Below are 20,133 nucleotides of genomic sequence, written 5' to 3'. Positions count from 1 at the left end.
TCCTTACCTTAGCATGGATTGTTTAAAGCTAGTAAACCTAAGTTTATCAACATATAAGGTTTACTAGCTTTTTTATTTATCCCTAGAGACTTACCCACGATCCCTTCCGTCTTTTTTAATATTTTCCATTAAGTCTACAAACTGAGCCACCAAGACTGGATCGAATTGAGTACCGGAACATCTTTTAATTTCTTTTATAGCCTCTTCATGACTTCTAGCCTTTTGATAGATTCTTTCATTTGTGATAACATCATATGTATCTATAATTGATAGAATTCTTGACAAAAGAGGTATTTCTTCCCCTACTAACCCATTTGGATATCCTTTTCCGTCCCATCTTTCATGATGAAAAAGTATATATTTTGCTATATGAAAAAGGTCAGGGGATGATTCTGCAATCCGATAACCTATTTCTGAATGGCGCTTCATTTCTTCCCATTCTTCTTGAGTTAGCTTACCTGCTTTATTGAGTATTTTGTCTGATATAGCAATTTTTCCAATATCATGTAGTATTGATAATAATCCTAAGTCGCTTATCTCATCATCACTTAGCCCAATTTTTTTTGCCAGCAAAATGGATAATTTTTTTATCCTTTCTCCATGTTCCTTTGATTCATAGCTTCTTGACATAAGGGAATTTTGAAGGGAGGAAATCATATGACTACGAATACTTTTACTTTTTAGTAATTTGTTTCGATACATTTTCTCTTCAGACTCTTTTATTACATCGGATATTACTTCTTCCTTTAAAGTCTTAGTTGCACAACCTAATGAAATACTAATTTTGATTGGGTCCTCTTCTGCTTCTTTACATAATCTCTGAATTTCTAAACAGATATCTTTCGCTACTACCAGATCTGTTTGCGGAAGGATCACAGCGAATTCATCTCCCCCCCAACGGGCTACAATATCCTTATTTCTACAGGCAGTCCTAATGATCTCTGCTATTTTAACTAATAGTCGGTCTCCCTCTGCATGGCCAAAAACGTCATTGGTTAATTTAAGACCATTTACATCCCCAACAATGATGGAAATAGGAAAATTCTTCTCTGTATCTAAGTTGCTCAGTTTCTCTTCAAAATAGGCCCGATTATATAGTCCTGTCAATTTGTCATGAAAACTTAAGTAGCGAATTCGATCTTCAGAAATTTTTCTTTCGGTAATATCAGTATAAAAGCCATACATTCCAATTATCTTTCCATTAACAATAGTTGGTCCTCCCCTTATAGCTACTGGAAAAAGCTCACCATTTTTTCGCTTTCGATAAGCCTCTACCTCCACCTGTTGATTTTCTATTGTTAATCTACTTAATTCCTTTGCTTCTTCTAAACCATCTTTATTTGTAATTAACTCATCTAAATTTTTTCCTTTGCACTCTTCTAAAGTATAACCAAAAACTTTTTTAAACTGATCATTTATATTGATGATATTACCTTGCTTATCTAAATAAACAATTGCATCGGGGGAGTATTTAAACAATGAGTCTAAGGTCTTTTTTTGATATAGGATTCTCTCTCTATTTAACTTTCGTTCCCTGATATCTGTATAAATTACATAGCCTCCTATTACTTCATCATTAACTATAATCGGCGCACCCCTTAATATAACATTTATTTCATTGTGTTCTTTATCATATCTTACGGTGTCATTAAATAAAATTGTTTTTCCCCTTAAAATTTCATAAGATCCATATTGATTAACTTTCTGCTGGGGGTCTATGACATCATTAATATGTTTACCTTTTACTTCGTCAATACTATATCCAAATAGTTTACTAAACTCGCTATTAATCTCTACAATCCCATGATTATTATCAAACCTAACCATCGCATCTGGCGTATTATCAAATAAGCACTGATATGATCTAAGTCGTTCTTCTAATTCTTTCTTTTCTGAAATATCAGAAAAGATAAGAGTTATTACGTTATCCTCTCCCACTATCAACATTATTTCATAATGAAAACGTTTATCATTAACTACTAGCATGCCTTTAGACCTATGAATATTATCTAGCTTATTATCTTTTCTACTTACCTCTTCCCTCAAGAAATAAAATTGTTTAATTAATGTTTTCGGTAAAAAATCATCTATTTTTCTTCCAATTATATCTTTTGTTAGCGTGTTGAAGTACCCTTTAGATACTACTACATTAAGGCATGTCCCATCAAAATCGACCAACAAGATTCCATCTACCACTTCCTCCATAAGTATTAGTAATCGATCCTTTGATATGGAATATTCTGTCATGATCCAGTCCCCCTCCCATGCATCATAAAATCTTGGGATTTTTAATTTTTAGTTTAATACCCCTTTTCTGACAACTTAAATATATTTATTTATTTTATCACAAAAATATATGTAATGCCTGCTTCAGACTATTTTACCCACCCTTAGCAGACATTAGCAATATTACTTTATATCAAGAATCCTTCGATGTGACCTACAACCTTAGTTTTAAATTAATATGGATAATATAATCTATCGCCTCATTTAATGATAAAACCATTAACTAACCTTATTCCACCTCTAAATTTTCGCCAATGCCTTGCCATAGAGTCAAGTGTAAAACCCTTTCTCGGAGACATATGAACAAATTCTCGATTTGATACCATAATCCCAGTGTGGGTTACTATATTCTTCTTGACTGAAAAATAGATAAGATCTAAGGGTGCTAGTTCATGAAGCTCAACTTCTTTTCCCCCTATAGATTTAAGTCCCCTCAGGTATCTTTCAGGATCATATCTATACCAATCCTTTTCAATATCATTACCGTCTCCACTGGGGATCTCTATGCCAAAATCTTTATAAAACATAACCATAAATCCTAAGCAGTCTAAACCTTCTTCTAAAGTCCTCCCGTTGTGTTGAAAGTTTACATATCTATACTTCTCAACTAACTCAGTCAATTTATTCCGATAAGCCATTTGATCCATATTCTTTCCTCCTACAAAAGCCCATGGCTTTACTTTTACTTTCATCTTATGCATTTTTAAAAAACAAGTGATTTTTTCATAAAGGAAATGTATTGACATGAAATAATTTGATTTAGTTTCATTTAGGAAGATTATACAACCTCCTATCTTAACTAAAGATTTTTATAAATATTTAAGAAAATATATACTCCAAATTAATAATTACAAGTTATAATAGTTATATGCTAAGGGGTAGCCCTTAAATTTAAATGTAACAGTAATATAATTGCAAGCATTCTATGATATAATAGATATAGACCAAAGGGAGGAGATTTAATGAATATTGCTTTTTTTATAACCCCTAAAAGTGAAAGTGTTTATTTACCCCACAATGCAACAATGCGACAAGCCTTAGAAAAAATGGAATACCATCGATATACAGCTGTTCCTCTAATTAATGAGAAAGGTGAATATGTTTCCACCTTAACCGAAGGAGATCTTCTATGGAAACTTAAAAATACTTCAGGACTTACCTTTAAGGAGACTTCGGAGATACGTTTACAGGATGTACCAAAACACATGCACAATAAACCCGTTTCCATAAATTCTGATATTGAAGATTTATTTTCACTAATCTCTAATCAAAACTTTGTTCCTGTAGTAGATGATAAAAACATCTTTGTAGGTATTGTGACAAGAAACGCTGTCATGACCTACCTATACAACCTAGCCCAAAGGAACCATAACTTAACCTTCCAAGCAAATCTGATGAGTGTATAACATACCATAAATCAATAACCCCAGAAGCCTATTAGTTGGCAACTGGGGTTTCTTAATTCCTCTACTAGGGTCAGTCTAAGTCTCTAGACTGAGATAAAAACCGTCTATGGTGGGTTTTATTGTCTCTTTATTTCATGTATATTATAATTACAATAAATAACCAGATAAGTTTTTTAACAAGAAATTGGAAGTTAGGGTCTTTTTCTTATATCACATAATAAAGGAGGATTTTTTATGAAGAGATTTTTATTTGGTGTATTATTAATTAGTGTTGGCATACTCTTTCTACTGAGCAATATGCAACTTATTCCCTATAATATGGGTGATTTAATTTATAATTATTGGCCTGCCCTACTGATTTTCTGGGGGATCCATGAATTTTACGACGAGTTTTCTATTTATAAAAGAAGACCGAGTATCAGTGATCTATTTTTCCCAACGCTTCTTACCACTTTAGGGTTAGTGCTATTAGGTAATCGACTTAATTGGTTTCCCAATGGTTCCATCTCTATCTGGAATGCCTTTATCCCCGTAGTCATTATTTTCGTAGGTCTTTCATTTATCTTTCCATCTAAAAGAAAGAAAGTGGTAACCTTTCATTCAGATGGGAAACACAAAGAAAAAGTTAAATTTAAAGATAAGCATATCCACTTTTTTTCATCTCAAGATAATGATACTAGAAATGTACTTTTTGGTTCCTTTGAGATCGGCAATGAACCCTGGGTATTAGAAGACTCTTCCTATCATGTGGGGGTTGGAGAAGCAAAAATCAATCTCTCTAAAGCTTATATTAAAGAAGGTGAGACCCATCTAGATGTCTCTGGCTGTACTGGCAGCATTGTAATTATTATCCCTGCTGACATAGCTGTCAATATAGACGCTCACTTAGATTTAGGTTCTGTTGTAATCTTTAACGAAGAGCATTCTGGAACCCCCGGTCGTGTTAATTATAGAAGTTTAAACTATGACGAAGCCTATAAAAAACTAGACATCAATGTAAAGTTAAATATTGGCGAAATCTTAATTAAGCAGGTGTATTAAAATGCTTTCCCGATACCTTCGACACGGCCAATTTAGCGATAGTATTCAGTGGGTTATCCTTGAAAAAATATTTATTGTATCTATTTTTAGCAGTTCATTGACCCTATTAACCCTCTGGCTACTACCCCTTGAGATGGGAAACTATAAATCTTTGTTTATCATTCTATTAGTAATTTTTTCATCCTTTTTATTTACTTTTCTAATTGGGTTACCCTTTGGTAGAAATTTAAAATATGAGCTTCAGTCTATCCAGGAAGCCCATGAGGCTATTGGCCGTGGTAGAATTGATCTTCGCCTTATGGATGGAAGTTATACTGAAGTTAAACAAATAAACAATCAATTTAATATTATGGTGGACTATATCCAAAAACAAGTAGAATCTCTACAACGTTTAGTAAACGAAAACAAGATGCTTCTTAAAAATGCTGAGGAAACAGCTTCCATCGATGAAAGGAAAAAAATAGCTAGAGAACTTCATGATGCTGTAAGTCAGCAACTCTTTGCAATTTCCATTACATTAGGTGCTATTAGAAATTTAATAGATTCTAAACCTGAAGAAGCAAAAAAATACTTCCAGCGAGTAGAAGAAATGGTTCATACTGCTCAACAAGAACTAAGGGCCTTGATCATGCATCTGCGGCCAGTCAATCTTGACGGAATCAACTTTACTGATGGTTTAGTAAAACTCCTTAAAGAATTAGATGAAAAGAATCCAAATGTAACCATACGTTGGGACATTGAAGATCTAATTAATTTATCTGAAGGCATTGAAGATAACTTGTTTAGAGTCCTTCAAGAAGGTATTTCAAATGTTTTAAGACACTCAAAGGCTACATCTTTAATCATCACGTTATTTAATAGAAATAACCTTCTCTCTATCAACATAGAAGATAATGGTGTTGGATTCAACCTTAATGAAGATAAAATTGCTTCCTATGGAATAAAATCGATGCAAGAAAGAATTGCCGACATCGGTGGGCGGTTTGAAATATATTCCTATCCTAATAAAGGTACTAGGTTAGAGATTCGTGTTCCAATATAACACAAGGGAGGAGATTACATGGATAAAATTCGAGTCATGATTGTTGATGATCATGAAATGGTAAGAATGGGTTTGTCTGCCTACCTTTCCACAGAAGATCACCTTGAAATTGTAGGAGAAGCCAGTAATGGTTTAGAAGCTTTAAAGCTTAGTGAAGTTCTGTTGCCAGATGTCATTTTGATGGATTTAATGATGGATCAGATGGATGGCATTGAAGCCACTGAAAAAATACTTAAACGATTTAATGAAATAAACAAAACTGTGAAAATTATAGTCCTTACTAGCTTTATTGATGACGAAAAAGTTTTTGCTGCCTTAGAAGCAGGAGCCTTTAGCTTTCTATTAAAAACTGCTACTGCCAATGAGTTATCTATTGCAATAAAAAAAGCTGTAAAAGATGAGCCAGTATTTGAAGGAAAAGTGACAAATTTAATGATTAGTAGAGTAAATAAAAAAACAAAGCATACTCAGCTTACCCAGAGGGAACTAGAAGTATTACAGTTAATCGGACAAGGTAAGAGCAACAAGGAAATCAGCGAAGAACTCTTTATCGGTATCAAAACAGTTAAAACCCACGTTAGCAACATTCTAGCTAAGCTAGAACTAGAAGATCGCACAAAGGCTGCTGTTTATGCTAATCAAAATAATCTTCTATAGATAGATACAAGTTGCTTTCTGTTAGATAAAAAAATCAGCTACCTTCCCCTTTAGGTAGCTGATTTTTTTATCAAGTAGTAAATTATACTAAATTTTGCAAATGGGAGATAAAAGCTGAATAGCTTCATCATAAAGATCATTTAAATTAATTAGATTAACTTCCTCTGGTGAAGCATCCCGTTGGCTTGTACAAAGAGCCATTTGATATTTAGCGTCTATATTATACATTTTAAAGTAGTAATTTTTATTAGTATAGTCTTCTACTGTATTAAAACTAATTTTAATATCATCACCATTAAGTTTAAAGGAAAAAGCATCTAGGGGTATACTTAAACCTCTACCCACAGCTTTTATAAAACTCTCCTTTAAAGCCCACAATTTATAGAAATAGTCAAGTTGACTAGCCTTTTCTATAGCTATTAGGTCCTTATATTCTTCATTAGAAAAGAAGCGTTTTGCAATGGCCAGATCAACTGGTTTAATCTCTTCAATATCTACTCCCAATGTAGCATGATCACAAGCTATAACTACCCAGTCGCCTGCATGAGAGATATTAAAATAAAAATCATCAATCCCTTTAAGATAGGGTTTTCCATATGAATTAACTTCAAAATTGATGGCTTGATTCAGTAAACCAACCTTCTTCCTTATCTCACACCGAACCAATATATCTGCTATTAAAGATCTTTTTAAATCCATTAAATGATAAAATTTCTTTATTCTTATTCTTTTTTCTTGAGAAATTCTTTCCATAAGCTGATTAAACTGATCCTTAGATATGTTAGCATTAACATTAACTGCTATTATTTTATTCATAGGGTCTCCTTTTAGTCTTTGACTCTTTCAATTATATTTACTCTATCAAGCTACTTAAAAGCATTAACTATTTCTTATCCATTATCAAAAATAGAAGTATCTTTTCTGCATACCATAAGACATGTTTCTACTACATGGGGATCATAGAATATACCAGAATTACTTTTGATCTCTTCCAAGGCATACTTAAATCCTAAGGCTGGTCGATAAGGTCGATGGGAGGCAATGGCTTCAACAACATCTGCAACAGTAATAATTTTTGCTTCTAAAAGGATATCCTTTGCCTTCAAACCAAAAGGATAACCGGACCCGTCTAGCTTTTCATGATGTTGAAGTACAATATCAGCTACAGGCCACTGAAAATCTATAGACTTTAATATTTCGTATGCATTTTGAGGGTGAGTTTTAATTAGATCAAATTCTAAGGTATTTAACTTAGCAGGTTTAGTTAATATTTCTGATGGAATCCCAATCTTTCCAATATCGTGTAATATTGATGCAACATATAGTCCCTCCAGTTGTTCTTCGGAGAGGCCCATGTGCATTCCAATTCGACAAGCAAGCTTTGAAACATTTTTTTGATGCCCAGCTGTATATAAATCTCGCTTTTCTATCATATAGCCTAGACTTTCTACCATCTCCATTAATGATTTTTTTAACCTCATATCCAGTTTCTTTTCTTCTGTGATATCTGAAACTAAAAGGGCAAATTCCCTAAACTTCGGACTATATGCAAAAATTTTAAAATACTTATCTAACTTCTTAGAATATTTTTCAAACTCCTTAGGGATCCCCTTTAAGGCTACTTCCCCATAGACCTTCATCCATTTTTCATCTATCTCAGTAAAAATTTCTCTTTCAGTTCTTCCAACAATATCCTCAGCTTTAAAACCTGTTATTTTTTCAAAACTAGGATTTACCCCAATATATTTAAAATCAAAAGGTTTACCCTCTTTGTCAGTAATAATTTCATGGTGGGCAATCCCTTGATTCATTGATGAAAATAACAAGCGATATCGTTGTTCACTGTCTTTTAGTGCCTTTTCTTTCTTCACTAAATATTCATAGTTTTCCATTAACTCTGATTCTGCTGCTGCTAGTTGCTGGAAGGAAGCTTCCATTTCATGTTTTACAATATTCAGCTCCTCCTGCATTTTAATTGTTCTAAGTTGATTAATGGAAGACTCTCCAATTACATCAATCCATTTCGTAAGATAAATAATCATACTTTTTAACTTGTTTTCATCAATAACCGGTACTTTTAATAATTTTTCTAAATAGGTGTCACGATCCTTAATATTGCTATGTAACTGATCAAAATTAGGTTTTTCTATAAAAAAATGATTTATAAACAGGTATGCAATCAATTCATCATTAATCGTTAATGGGGCTATTACACACATTAACCCATTACTACATTGGTTTATTGTATACTTTATGGGGCCAATTTTCTGAAAGGTTTTCGCTTGATAATGTTCTAGTAAAGCCTGATGAAAACAATGCTCTATTCCACATAGCTGGGTCCCCACTTTATCGTTAGGTGTTTTCGCAAACAACTTTCCATTTAAATCTAATATAGCGAAGGGAACTTCGGCAATGTGATAAAAATACTGTGCTAACTCATCCATTTTATTTACATCCATTAAATCTCCAAGAACGGTAGACATAAACTTCTCCCCTTTCACTATTAACTTTAAGCTGCATATTTTACAGTATCCAATTCCTACTACGAAGTAATACTACAGAAGGTTTTAAATAGTTCTTTTGAATAATAGCCTTCATTAACCAGTTTACCAAGCATTTTTAAGGCTTCTTCAACCCCTAAACCCTTTCGGTAAATTCGATCCTCAGTTAATGCCTGATATATATCCGATAAAGCAATAATCTGACTCTCTTCTGTCAAGTCAACACCCTTAAGTCCTTCCGGATACCCTGTACCTAAAAGGTTCTCGTGATGATTTCCTGCCCATTCAGCAATCTCTTTGAAGGAAAAAATCTGTTTGAGAATAAATTTTGTGTAATATGAGTGCTTTTTGATAACCAGAATTTCCTCAGACTGTAGCTTGTCTGGCTTGTCTAAGATCTCATTAGGAACAACAAGTTTACCTAAGTCATGTAAGTAACCAGCAATTCTTAACTTAACACACTTATCCTCATCATACCCCAGTGCTTTTCCCGTTAAATATGCCCTCTCCGATACGCCTTGTGAATGTTTATGGGTAAAAGCACTCTTTTTATCTATAATAATAGAAAAGGCTCTTGCGATTTTCTCCATTTGGCTAATATTGACCTCAATCCTTCGATTAGGCATACGATCTATTAAGCTGGATTGAATATCATAGTTTCCTAAATCTATCCACATTTTATCCTTCTCTAGCAAACTTAAGGTTACATCCACAATCTCATCATTAAAAGTTTTTCCTTTTTCAGATTCTAACCATTGTCGAATCTCATTACGATGATTTGATCCATCCTTAGTGCCATCAAACCTTAATTCTAATTGATCCGCCAAATGAATAACCTGTGATAAGAAAGGAGTTTCATTTCCTACTAAACCAAAAATTCCAGAACCATCCCATCTTTCATGATGATATTTTATAATTTCTGGGATCTCTTCATCTAAGGGTAATTCTTTAGCCACTTCCCAACCAGTTGATACATGATGATGTCGATTTGTTGTTTCTGCAGTGATAAAGGCATTCTTTCCTTGAAGTAATAACGAATGGGTTACCCCAATATCATGTAAAATTGCTCCTTGAAAGGCATGCTCTAAAAGCTGTGGCTTGTCCATTTTCTTTACGATTTCCATAGCAATATAAGCTACTTTCTTAGTATGCTGAAATGGTTTATTTTCTGCCACATCTAGCAAAAGTGAAAAGGATAATAATATTTCATTCAAATTTCCACTAAATTCTACCATATTCTCCACTCCTATCCACATTGAATTAATAATTAACATTATTCTACAGAAATAGCTATATCCCTTTATTTTTATGTTGATTTCAAAAAAATATAGAACTGCTTAAGCAGTTCTATATTTTATACCCAAATTCAAAGGCTTCAATATTCATTTCGATCGCTTTTTTAGGAACATTATCCTTTACAGTCTCTAACCATGTATCTACTTTTATTTCTAAGTCTTGAGCCAATGCTCCAAGTAAAATCACATTTGATACTTGTTTCTTTCCTATCCTTCTAGCTTCTTCAAAAGCGTTTATTGCGGTAACCTTATATTTAGATTTAAGATTTTCTATTTCTTTAACTGGATATTCATATTTTTCTTGTTGTACCATTGTGGGATAAAAGTGTTTTGTATTCATGATAATTCTACCTTGATCCCTTAATACTGCACTCCATCTTAACGCTTCTAAAGGCTCCATCGCCACTAAAATGTCTCCCTCACCAGGTGGGAAATTAGGGGAATAAATTTTCTTCCCGATTTTAACATTACCCCATACCATTCCTCCCCGTTGAGATAAACCTACAACATCGTTACTTTTGACGTCATAACCATCTTTAAGGGCTGCCTGAGAAATAATTCTTGTCATTAGAATTAATCCTTGACCTCCAACTCCTCCTAACATTATATTAGTTGTCAATTTCCTCATCCTCCCTATCTATATCTGCTGACGATTTAATGGCATTAACAGGACATACCTGCGCACACACACTACAGCCTACACACATATCTTTATCTATCGAAGATTTAAGTTTATCAAAGCCTTCATATTCAGTCATCATTAAAGGTGGACAGTTTGTTCGAATACAGGCTCTACAGCTAATACAAATTTTAGGGTCAACATAGAAATATGGTTCTTCCATATTATATTTCAAAGCACAGGGGCCATTTGCAACTATGATTGATAAACCTTCATAGGCAATTTCTTCTTTAAACACTTTTGTTGCTGCCTTGTAGTCATATTGATTTATTTCTTTTACACGATCAAATCCCATATTATCTAGAAGGGTTTTAATCCCTACTTTCATGTCATCCCTGTCATTATAAAGCCCTGAACTAGCATTAGGTTGACCTCCAGTCATGGCGGTTGTTCTATTATCCAAAACAAAGAATGTCATGTTTTCATTACTTTCTTTGCGGTGAAGTAAATTTAAAAAACCTGTCATACCAGAATGGAAGAAGGTCCCGTCACCTATAACGGCCACTAACGGTTCTTCGCCTTCATTTTTCATAGACATTGCCTTTCTAATACCCTTCGTTATTCCAATGCTTGCTCCCATACTGATAATTGTGTTGGATTGTTCGAAGGGGAACAAACAGGCAAGGGAATAGCATCCAATATCGCCAATAACCGTTTTAACCTTTGATTTTTTTAGAAAGTCAAAGATCGGTCTATGGGGACAACCTGTGCAAAATAAAGGTGCTCTAGGTACAGTATCTACAAATCGGTCTCCATATTCTTTAGACTCTTTAATCACACCAGCATGATATAACCCTAATTCAATATCTTTAATATCCAGTTCACCAGTAAAGGAAAAATACTTTATACCTTCGCATTCTATTCCCATTAGTTTTAATTCATTTTCAATGAAAGGTTGCATTTCTTCTAAGACAATCACTCTTTTATATCTACTAGTAATCTCCTTCGCTTTTTTCTCCGAGATAGGATAAACCATTCCCAATTTCCAAATATTTGCATTAGGATTAATCTCTTTTAGGTTCTGATAGACTATTCCTGAAGTAATAATCAAAGTATCCGAATCTTTATCTTCCTCCAAAATATTTATTTCTGCATCATAGGCATAGGCTTCTAATTTTTCAAGTCTTTCTTTCATGAAAAATTGGGCCCTTCTAGAACCAGGTGGAATCATATTAAATTTATCTTTATCTCTGTTAATCCCTTTTGCAGCAACCTCTATTCTTTCATCTAAAGCTACAACACTCCTACTATGACATAACCTACTGGTGATTCTCAAGAGCATTGGAAGAGAATATGAATCACTAATTTCTAAAGCAAGTTTGGTAAAGTCTTTTGCCTCTTGCCCATCAGATGGGTCGAGAATTGCCATATTAGCAAACTTACCAAAAATACGATTATCCTGTTCATTTTGAGAACTAGCTAAACCTGGGTCGTCTCCTGTAACTAAGAGAAACCCTCCATTAACAGGGGTTTGGGTAAAGGTCATCAATGGATCTGCTGCAATATTTACTCCTACATGTTTCATGACTGCCATAGATCTTGCCCCAAAAAATGAAGCCCCAATAGCAACTTCTAGAGCCACCTTTTCATTTACTGAAAACTCCGAATAAACTTCTTGATATTCCTTAAGCTTTTCAATTACTTCTACAGTTGGAGAGCCAGGATAGCTTGCCGCTACTGTTCCACCTGCTTCATAAAACCCTTGAGCGATGGCTTCATTACCAGTTAATACTCTTTTTTCTGTTTTCATTTAATCACTCCTTAGTAACATTTTCCAAAAGGGACCCCTTTTATTTATGCTCAAAAAAAATTGTTTATAACATTTTTTTTATTTTTCCTCAAAAGGTTTTTATCATACAGTTTAATCCTGTATATAGTTCAGAATATTATTATTATTAATTTTGGGGAAAACGATGTCATTTTTGAAATTTTCAGACGCAATTAATATGATATAATAATATACAAGAGGTTAGTTTTGGAAATAATAATTGTAATTACGCTTTAAATTATGTATTATCTTTATATTAAATATAGGAGGGATATCATGAGTAAGACAGTTGATTTAGATTGGGGTAAACTAGGTTTTAGCTACATTAAAACAGACCTACGTTATGTTTCAAAATGGAAGGATGGTCAATGGGATGACGGACAATTGGTTGAAGATAACAATTTAACCATTAGCGAAGCCTCTACTGCCCTTCATTATGGACAACAGTGTTTTGAAGGTTTAAAAGCTTATAGAACAAAGGACAATAAGATTCAACTTTTTAGACCTGATCAAAATGCAAAGAGATTAAACGATAGCTGTAGTCGTGTACTAATGCCAGAAGTTCCTGTAGAAAAGTTTATCGATGCATGTATTCAAGTTGTTAAAGCCAATGAGCACTTTGTACCACCTTATGGAAGTGGCGCAACACTTTACTTAAGACCATTTGTAATCGGTGTTGGCGATAACCTTGGGGTAAAACCTGCTCCAGAATTTATCTTTAGTGTATTCTGTGTTCCAGTTGGCCCTTACTTTAAAGGTGGAATGGCTCCTGTTAACTTTATCATTTCTGACTTTGACCGTGCAGCGCCTTACGGTACTGGTGCAGCGAAAGTTGGTGGTAACTATGCTGGTAGCTTATATCCCCACAAATTAGCAGTAAGTAAAGGTTTTGCAGACTGTATTTATCTTGACCCTGCTACCCATACAAAAATTGAAGAGGTAGGTGCAGCCAACTTCTTTGGTATTACCCATGATAACAAGTTTATCACACCTAAATCGCCTTCTATTTTACCAAGTATTACTAAGTACTCTTTAATGCACTTAGCAAAAGACTACCTTGGAATGGAAGTTGAAGAAAGAGATGTATTAGTAAATAACTTAGGTGAATTTAAAGAAGCTGGTGCATGTGGTACAGCTGCTGTAATTACCCCAATTGGTGGAATTGAATACAATGGAGATCTTCATGTATTCCATAGCCAAACAGAGGTTGGTCCAATTACTAAAAAGCTTTATGATACCCTATTAGGTATTCAATTTGGTGAAGTTGAAGCACCAGAAGGCTGGATTGTAGAAGTTAAATAAATAAATAATTGATTATTTGTTTATAATAACCTAAAATTTTATTTCAGCTAAAGGTTAATCGTTAGGGCAAGCATCTTCGTAGATGCCTGCCCTAATATTATTAAAGAATTTTTTTTTATTTTATGTAATCTTTTTTAGCGTTTTTATAATAATCCTTCTCTATGCAGACAACTTCAAAGTATAAGTTTCTCAATTCATCCTCTTGATTCTCTGGTGTTAATTCTTGAAATTCTTTCGTCAGTTGATCTTCTTCATTAAAGATTCTTGGTCTCCACAACCCTAAACCAATTTCAGGAAAATAAAATGTACAGCCTAGTTCAGGATGATTTCTATCATAAGGTGAAATTTCATCTATCATCTTTACCAATAAGTCAACTTTAGTACTAAATACATCAACTCCTCTAAATAAGCAATTAAAGTACTTAGTTATTCTTGAGTCTAAGTGAATAAAATTAACTTTTCCCTCGGGGTCATATGCAACTTGTAAAGAAGAAGCAATGGCATTCTTATCATCATCTACTCCAAGGTGCTTTTTTGAATAATAGGCTATACACGCTTCTACTTCTTTCATCGACATCCCAAGGGTGATCTTTCCAATTCCTAGCTTAGGTTCAATAATTAAATCATCCATTGCTAATCCTCCTGAATATTGAATTATTATCTAATATATCTTTTCTCCTCAAACTTATTATATCTAAATTCATCTCCTCCCACAATCACAAAGGTAAGTAACTGTTAATAATGTGCTTTTAATTATCTTGTAGCCCAAAAAAAAGGGCTGTCTTTAATGTTTGCACAAATCATTTTAAGACAAGCCCTTTTATCTAATTTTCTCTAATAATTTTAACTTTGTCATCTACTAAAACAGCTTTGATCTTTTCTCCTGCTTCAAGTTGGTTCTTTAGATAATACTCTGCAATCTCATCTTCAATATATCTTTGAATTGTTCTTCTAATTGGTCTAGCGCCATATTTTTCATCATAACCTTTTTCTAGAATAAATGCTTTAACTTCATCAGAGATTTCTAGCTTCACTTTACTTTCTAGAACATCTTCCTTCACTTCTTTTAACATTAAGTCAACTATTTCTTTAAGTTCTTCCCTAGTTAATTGAGTGAATACAATGGTCTCATCTACTCTATTTAAAAATTCAGGCCTAAAAATTTCTTTTAAAGCGTCCTTAACCTTATTTTCCATTGCTTGATATTCATTATTTCTAAAACCCATGCCCTTAGCTTTTAAGTGACTACCAGCATTGGATGTCATAATAATAACAGTATTTTCAAAATGGGTTGTTCTGCCTTGACTATCGGTTAACCTACCATCATCTAATATCTGTAGTAACATATTAAATACATCTGGGTGAGCCTTTTCTATCTCATCCATTAAGATTACCGAATAGGGTTTTCTTCGAACCTTATCAGTTAATTGTCCCCCTTGATCATATCCTACATAGCCTGGAGGAGCACCAATTAATTTAGAAACTGTATGTTTTTCCATATACTCTGACATATCTACTCGAATCATAGCCTCTTCACTACCAAAAAGCTCACTAGCTAAAGTTTTTACCAGTTCTGTTTTACCAACTCCAGTAGGTCCAACAAAAATAAAAGAAGCTGGTTTTTTCTTTCTTCTAAAACCCGACCGATTTCTTCTAATGGTTCGAGCAATACTTTCTATTGCTTCTTCTTGCCCAACAATCCTTTGATGCAACCTTTTTTCAAGATTTAAAAGTTTTTCTGCTTCTTCTTCAGTAATTTTTTGAACAGGAATTTTAGTCCAAGCCTCTATCACAAAGGCTATGTCTTCAACATTTATTTTCACTTCACCCGAAGTTTTTTCGATTTCTTTTATCTTTTCTTGTAGTCTACATTCTTCAACTTTATATTCAGCAGCCTTTTCATAGTTATTGTTATAGGCAGCCATTTCAATTTTTTCTTGAAGTTGACTTAATTCTTCTTTTAACGCTTCCAGTTCTACTAGACCCTGGTTTCTTAGATTAACCCTTGACCCAGCTTCATCAATTACGTCGATAGCTTTATCTGGTAAATAACGATCAGTTATATATCTCTCAGACATTTTCACTGCTACTTCAATAACCTCATCAGAAATTTGCACTCTATGATAATCTTCATAGTAGCCCTTGATTCCCTTTAATATTTCTATAGATTCCTCAACTGTGGGTTCATCTACAATAACTGGTTGAAATCTTCGCTCTAAGGCAGAGTCTTTTTCAATGTGCTTTCTATATTCTTCTAGTGTTGTAGCCCCAATAATTTGTATTTCGCCCTTTGCCAATGCAGGCTTAAGAATATTGGCTGCGTTCATTACACCTCCATGTACTTCACCGGCTCCCATTATATTGTGGACCTCATCTATAACTAGTATCACATTCCCACATTCTTGAGCTTCTTTTATAATGGATTTCATACGACCTTCAAATTGTCCTCTAAATTGGGTTCCAGCAACAACTGCTGTAAGATCTAGAAGATAGACTTCAGCATCAAACAACTTTGAAGGAACTTGTTTTTCTACAATTCGGACTGCTAAACCTTCTGCAATTGCCGTTTTACCAACGCCTGGTTCGCCAATTAATACAGGATTGTTTTTTGTTCTTCGATTTAATATTTGAACAACTCTATCAATTTCTCGATTTCTTCCAATAATTTTATCCACCTGATGCTGTTGAGCCTTAGCAGTCAGATTTGTACCATAGGTATCTAAAAATTTCTTTTTACCTTTAGATTTTTTCTTTTTACCTTTGGTCTTTTCTTTCTTTTCATCAATTATAATCTCTTCTTCTGACTCTTCATCCTCTATATTTTCAATTTCATCAGATTCCTTCTCTAAGCCACCTAAACCCTTCATAGCTGATAAAGAATCATTAAATAAGTTCATAAGCATATCATTTTCTTCTAAATTATCCAGGTCCATATCATCAAAAGTTTCATTCATCTGTTCTGTTAGGTTTTCCACTTCTTCAGCAGTTAGACCTGTCTGTTGCATAATTTGATCAATAACAGGTATCCCCATTTTTTTTGCACATTCTATACATAAACCCTTCATTTCTGATTTGCCATTCTCTAATTTAGAAGCAAACACAACTGCCATATTTTTATTACATACTGAGCATTTTTTCATGTAATCATCATCCCCATATAAATATTATCTTAATTTTATTTTTATTTTTCTTATTCTTTATTTAATACCTTAGTATTAGGTAAAGTAATCATTAAGATTCTACCATATTAAACCAGTTTACGATAAACTAACTATTATTATACCATAATTTTATGAAATGTATTATTAAATCCCTTAAGCTAAGACAAAAAATCACCCTAACGGGTGATTTTAAATATATTCTTTTATATAAAACCTAATACTCATCTTCAAGTTCATCATAAAAATCCAGATATGAGTATTTTTCCCCTTTTTTCTGCCACCCCAGTATACAGTCCATATTAACATTTTGAGCTGCTCTAAAGATTGATTTATCTACAGCTTCAAAGTTACTCTTTAAGTTTTCAATTAATGCCTTAACTTCATGTCTCTTTGTTCCAATTTTCTTAGCTGCCACCATACATGCACAATTTAGAGGCCAGATCCCATTTGATTGAGTAAAATCTGCGATAGCTGCTTCTTCAATATAATATAATGGTCTAATCAGCTCTAGTTTATCAAAATTTGATGACTTAAGCTTTGGGAGCATTGTACTAAAGTTTCCCGTATAAAGGACGTTTAGAAGGGTAGTCTCAATAACATCGTTAAAATGATGACCTAAGGCTAACTTGTTACAACCTAATTCTTGGGCCTTACTATACAAAGCACCCCTCCTCATTTTTGCGCACATATAACAAGGATAGTCTTTAGCTAAATTATCAACAATTTTAAATATTCCTGAATCAAAAATATGCAATGGAATATTTAAGTGTTGACAATTATCTATTAAAAGTTTTTTTATACTTTCATGATAGCCTGGGTCCATTGCTATAAATTCCAACTCAAAGTTATCTCTACCATGTTTTTTTAATTCTTGAAATAGCTTGGCCATTAAAAGACTATCTTTACCACCTGAGATGGCTACAGCTATTTTATCACCATCTTCAATCAAGTTATACTCTTTTATAGCTTTAACAAACTTTGACCAAATATCCTTTCGATACTTAGTGATAATACTTCTTTCTATTTCTTGAAGGGACTTACGATCACTAAAGGGAATTAGTTGTTCGCATCCACTTCCTGATATCTCACTCACAAAATCACCTCACTATTTTACCCCAATATTATAACATCTTTATGTTATTTTGTCTTTCAAAAGCAAAAATAATGATTAAAATCTCTGATTGTTACTGGTATCATTTCACTTCTTAATAAATATTAATTAAAATTAACATACATACTATTGCATATTTATTCATTATGTATTAAAATTAATATCGTTGTATAAACAATCACTTTACTTAAAGGAGAATGAACGGATATGATTAGTCAAAACAAAAATAATACGTATTCAACTCAAGCTATACTACGTTTTATTATCCCATCATTAATTGGTGCATTATTATTTATGATACCTATTTCAAACAATGGTGAGATTACCATTCCAATAGCTTTATTTTCAAAGTCATTACAGGGTGCCCTAACAGATTCTCTCCCTGCCATCACAACTATTTTAATGTTATTATCATTTGCAGGAAGTATCATTACTAAAATATTTAAACCTTCTTTTATATTAAAGAACTCATTCTTAAAATCCTTATTTGATGTAACACCACTATGGCTTATTTCTAGGATTATAGGTGCTACTTTTGCACTTCTCACTTTATTAGAAGTAGGACCAAGTGCTATTTGGTCAGAAGATACTGGTGGTTTACTATTATTTGATTTAATTCCAATACTATTTTCAGTATTTTTATTTGCTGGACTATTTTTACCTTTATTATTAAATTTTGGTCTATTAGAATTCTTTGGTTCTTTATTAAATAAAATTATGCGACCTATTTTTAATTTACCTGGACGTTCTTCCATCGATTGTATTACCTCTTGGTTAGGAGATGGAACAATTGGAGTTCTTTTAACAAACAAACAATATGAAGAAGGTTACTATACAAAAAGAGAAGCTGCCGTTATTGCTACTACTTTTTCAGCTGTTTCCATCACCTTTAGCCTTGTGGTAATTGCACAAGTTGGTTTAGCCCATCTCTTTGTACCTTTTTATTTAACAGTAACACTTTCTGGGGTTGCAGCGGCAATTATTGTCCCAAGAATACCGCCTCTATCTAGAAAACTCGATAGTTATTACAATGATATGAAGGTAAATACAGGAGAAGTAATTCCCGAAGACTACACTGCTCTTCAATGGGGTGTTAAGCAAGCCGTTAATAAAGCTGGTCAGCAATCAAACGTTGGTGAGTTTTTTATCGGTGGTATTAAAAATGTTTTAGATATGTGGTTAGGTGTAATCCCTATCGTTATGGCATTCGGTACATTAGCTTTAGTTATTGCAGAGTTTACACCAATATTCCAATGGTTAGGACTTCCTTTTATTCCACTACTAAAAATTATGGGGGTTCCCTATGCTGCTGAAGCATCACAAACCCTTGTCATTGGTTTTGCTGATATGTTCTTACCTGCTATTATTGGAAGTAGAATCGAAAGTGAACTTACAAGATTTGTAATTGCCTGTGTATCTGTTACACAATTAATTTATATGTCTGAAGTTGGGGGCTTACTACTTGGGTCAAAGCTACCAATTAATATCAAAGATTTATTATTAATCTTTATTCAACGTACACTAGTTACCCTACCGATTATTGTATTAATAGCACACATCATATTCTAATCAAAACAATTAAATTTACTATATAAACAAAAATCCGATTCTATCATGAAAACTAATGAAGAATCGGATTTTCCATTTTTTGTAACGAATAGGACAGTTCGACTTTAATTATTATTAAAATAAGAGAACTTTACGTAATAAGTTTCAAGATAAGCAGATAACCAATTTAATGGATTAAATTGTGTAGGTCGCTTAGTTTTTTCACCTAAAGTCATCCTATAAATCTTCCGAGGGAATACTTTGTTCTAACGAATAGAAAAGTGTTATTCTATTTGTCTCTATTAGTAGATCTATCACTAGATCTATCTGTAGAAC

The 20,133-nt window shown here is 33.2% G+C and carries 16 protein-coding genes; 6 read left to right on the top strand and 10 right to left on the bottom strand.

Annotation, left to right across the window (positions count from 1 at the left end):
• Positions 1–90: 90 nt before the first annotated feature.
• Together T335_RS21115 and T335_RS0116605 are read right to left on the bottom strand one after the other, a co-directional pair.
• Positions 91–2,247, bottom strand: a complete 2,157-nt coding sequence (locus tag T335_RS21115; RefSeq protein WP_051569367.1) for a PAS domain S-box protein — start codon at positions 2,245–2,247, stop codon at positions 91–93.
• 239 nt (positions 2,248–2,486) lie between these two features.
• Positions 2,487–2,933, bottom strand: coding sequence for a C40 family peptidase (locus T335_RS0116605; protein WP_026478534.1), 447 nt, complete (start codon positions 2,931–2,933; stop codon positions 2,487–2,489).
• Positions 2,934–3,248: 315 nt separating this feature from the next.
• On the opposite strand from T335_RS0116605, the gene T335_RS0116600 reads away from it, so the two are divergent.
• The 4 genes from T335_RS0116600 to T335_RS0116585 all read left to right on the top strand — a co-directional run bounded on the left by T335_RS0116600 (position 3,249) and on the right by T335_RS0116585 (position 6,432).
• Entirely contained in the window at positions 3,249–3,692 is a 444-nt protein-coding gene (locus tag T335_RS0116600) for a CBS domain-containing protein (RefSeq protein ID WP_026478533.1), read from the top strand.
• A 234-nt stretch (positions 3,693–3,926) separates the two neighbouring features.
• A complete protein-coding gene (liaF, locus tag T335_RS0116595) occupies positions 3,927–4,733 on the top strand; it encodes a cell wall-active antibiotics response protein LiaF (RefSeq protein ID WP_026478532.1) in 807 nt (268 codons plus the stop codon).
• Between the two features lies 1 nt (position 4,734).
• A complete protein-coding gene (locus T335_RS21110; RefSeq protein WP_051569366.1) occupies positions 4,735–5,775 on the top strand; it encodes a sensor histidine kinase in 1,041 nt (346 codons plus the stop codon).
• A gap of 18 nt (positions 5,776–5,793) precedes the next feature.
• A complete protein-coding gene (locus T335_RS0116585) occupies positions 5,794–6,432 on the top strand; it encodes a response regulator (RefSeq protein ID WP_026478531.1) in 639 nt (212 codons plus the stop codon).
• 87 nt (positions 6,433–6,519) lie between these two features.
• Here the strand turns inward: T335_RS0116585 and T335_RS0116580 are convergent, their stop codons facing one another.
• From T335_RS0116580 to T335_RS0116560, 5 genes are all read right to left on the bottom strand, one after another.
• Positions 6,520–7,248: a 4'-phosphopantetheinyl transferase family protein gene (locus T335_RS0116580; protein WP_034328790.1), complete on the bottom strand. Its 729-nt coding sequence runs from the start codon at positions 7,246–7,248 to the stop codon at positions 6,520–6,522.
• A gap of 74 nt (positions 7,249–7,322) precedes the next feature.
• Entirely contained in the window at positions 7,323–8,915 is a 1,593-nt protein-coding gene (locus tag T335_RS21775; protein ID WP_051569365.1) for an HD domain-containing phosphohydrolase, read from the bottom strand.
• Between the two features lie 59 nt (positions 8,916–8,974).
• Complete coding sequence (locus T335_RS0116570) at positions 8,975–10,168, bottom strand: HD-GYP domain-containing protein (RefSeq protein ID WP_026478529.1); 1,194 nt, start codon at positions 10,166–10,168, stop codon at positions 8,975–8,977.
• A gap of 112 nt (positions 10,169–10,280) precedes the next feature.
• On the bottom strand, positions 10,281–10,856 hold the full coding sequence (locus T335_RS0116565; protein ID WP_026478528.1) for an indolepyruvate oxidoreductase subunit beta: 576 nt from the start codon (positions 10,854–10,856) through the stop codon (positions 10,281–10,283).
• Positions 10,837–12,657 (bottom strand): thiamine pyrophosphate-dependent enzyme, encoded by a 1,821-nt coding sequence (locus tag T335_RS0116560; RefSeq protein WP_026478527.1) that lies wholly within the window; start codon positions 12,655–12,657, stop codon positions 10,837–10,839. The genes T335_RS0116565 and T335_RS0116560 overlap by 20 nt, the downstream gene beginning before the upstream one ends.
• 294 nt (positions 12,658–12,951) lie before the next feature.
• Between T335_RS0116560 and T335_RS0116555 the strand changes: the two genes are divergently transcribed.
• Positions 12,952–13,977, top strand: coding sequence for a branched-chain amino acid aminotransferase (locus T335_RS0116555; RefSeq protein ID WP_026478526.1), 1,026 nt, complete (start codon positions 12,952–12,954; stop codon positions 13,975–13,977).
• A 115-nt stretch (positions 13,978–14,092) separates the two neighbouring features.
• Here T335_RS0116555 and T335_RS21100 read toward each other — a convergent pair whose 3' ends face one another.
• From T335_RS21100 to T335_RS0116540, 3 genes are all read right to left on the bottom strand, one after another.
• Positions 14,093–14,608: a hypothetical protein gene (locus T335_RS21100; RefSeq protein ID WP_034328788.1), complete on the bottom strand. Its 516-nt coding sequence runs from the start codon at positions 14,606–14,608 to the stop codon at positions 14,093–14,095.
• Positions 14,609–14,801: 193 nt separating this feature from the next.
• Positions 14,802–17,117 (bottom strand): ATP-dependent Clp protease ATP-binding subunit, encoded by a 2,316-nt coding sequence (locus tag T335_RS0116545; protein WP_026478525.1) that lies wholly within the window; start codon positions 17,115–17,117, stop codon positions 14,802–14,804.
• 235 nt (positions 17,118–17,352) lie between these two features.
• Positions 17,353–18,231, bottom strand: coding sequence for a tRNA 2-thiocytidine biosynthesis TtcA family protein (locus T335_RS0116540; protein ID WP_026478524.1), 879 nt, complete (start codon positions 18,229–18,231; stop codon positions 17,353–17,355).
• Positions 18,232–18,456: 225 nt separating this feature from the next.
• Between T335_RS0116540 and T335_RS0116535 the strand changes: the two genes are divergently transcribed.
• Entirely contained in the window at positions 18,457–19,818 is a 1,362-nt protein-coding gene (locus tag T335_RS0116535) for a YjiH family protein (RefSeq protein ID WP_034328787.1), read from the top strand.
• Positions 19,819–20,133 lie beyond the last annotated feature (315 nt).

Source organism: Alkaliphilus transvaalensis ATCC 700919, from assembly GCF_000621485.1.
GTDB lineage: Bacteria > Bacillota > Clostridia > Peptostreptococcales > Natronincolaceae > Alkaliphilus > Alkaliphilus transvaalensis.
This window is presented reverse-complemented; position numbering and strand designations above follow the sequence as displayed.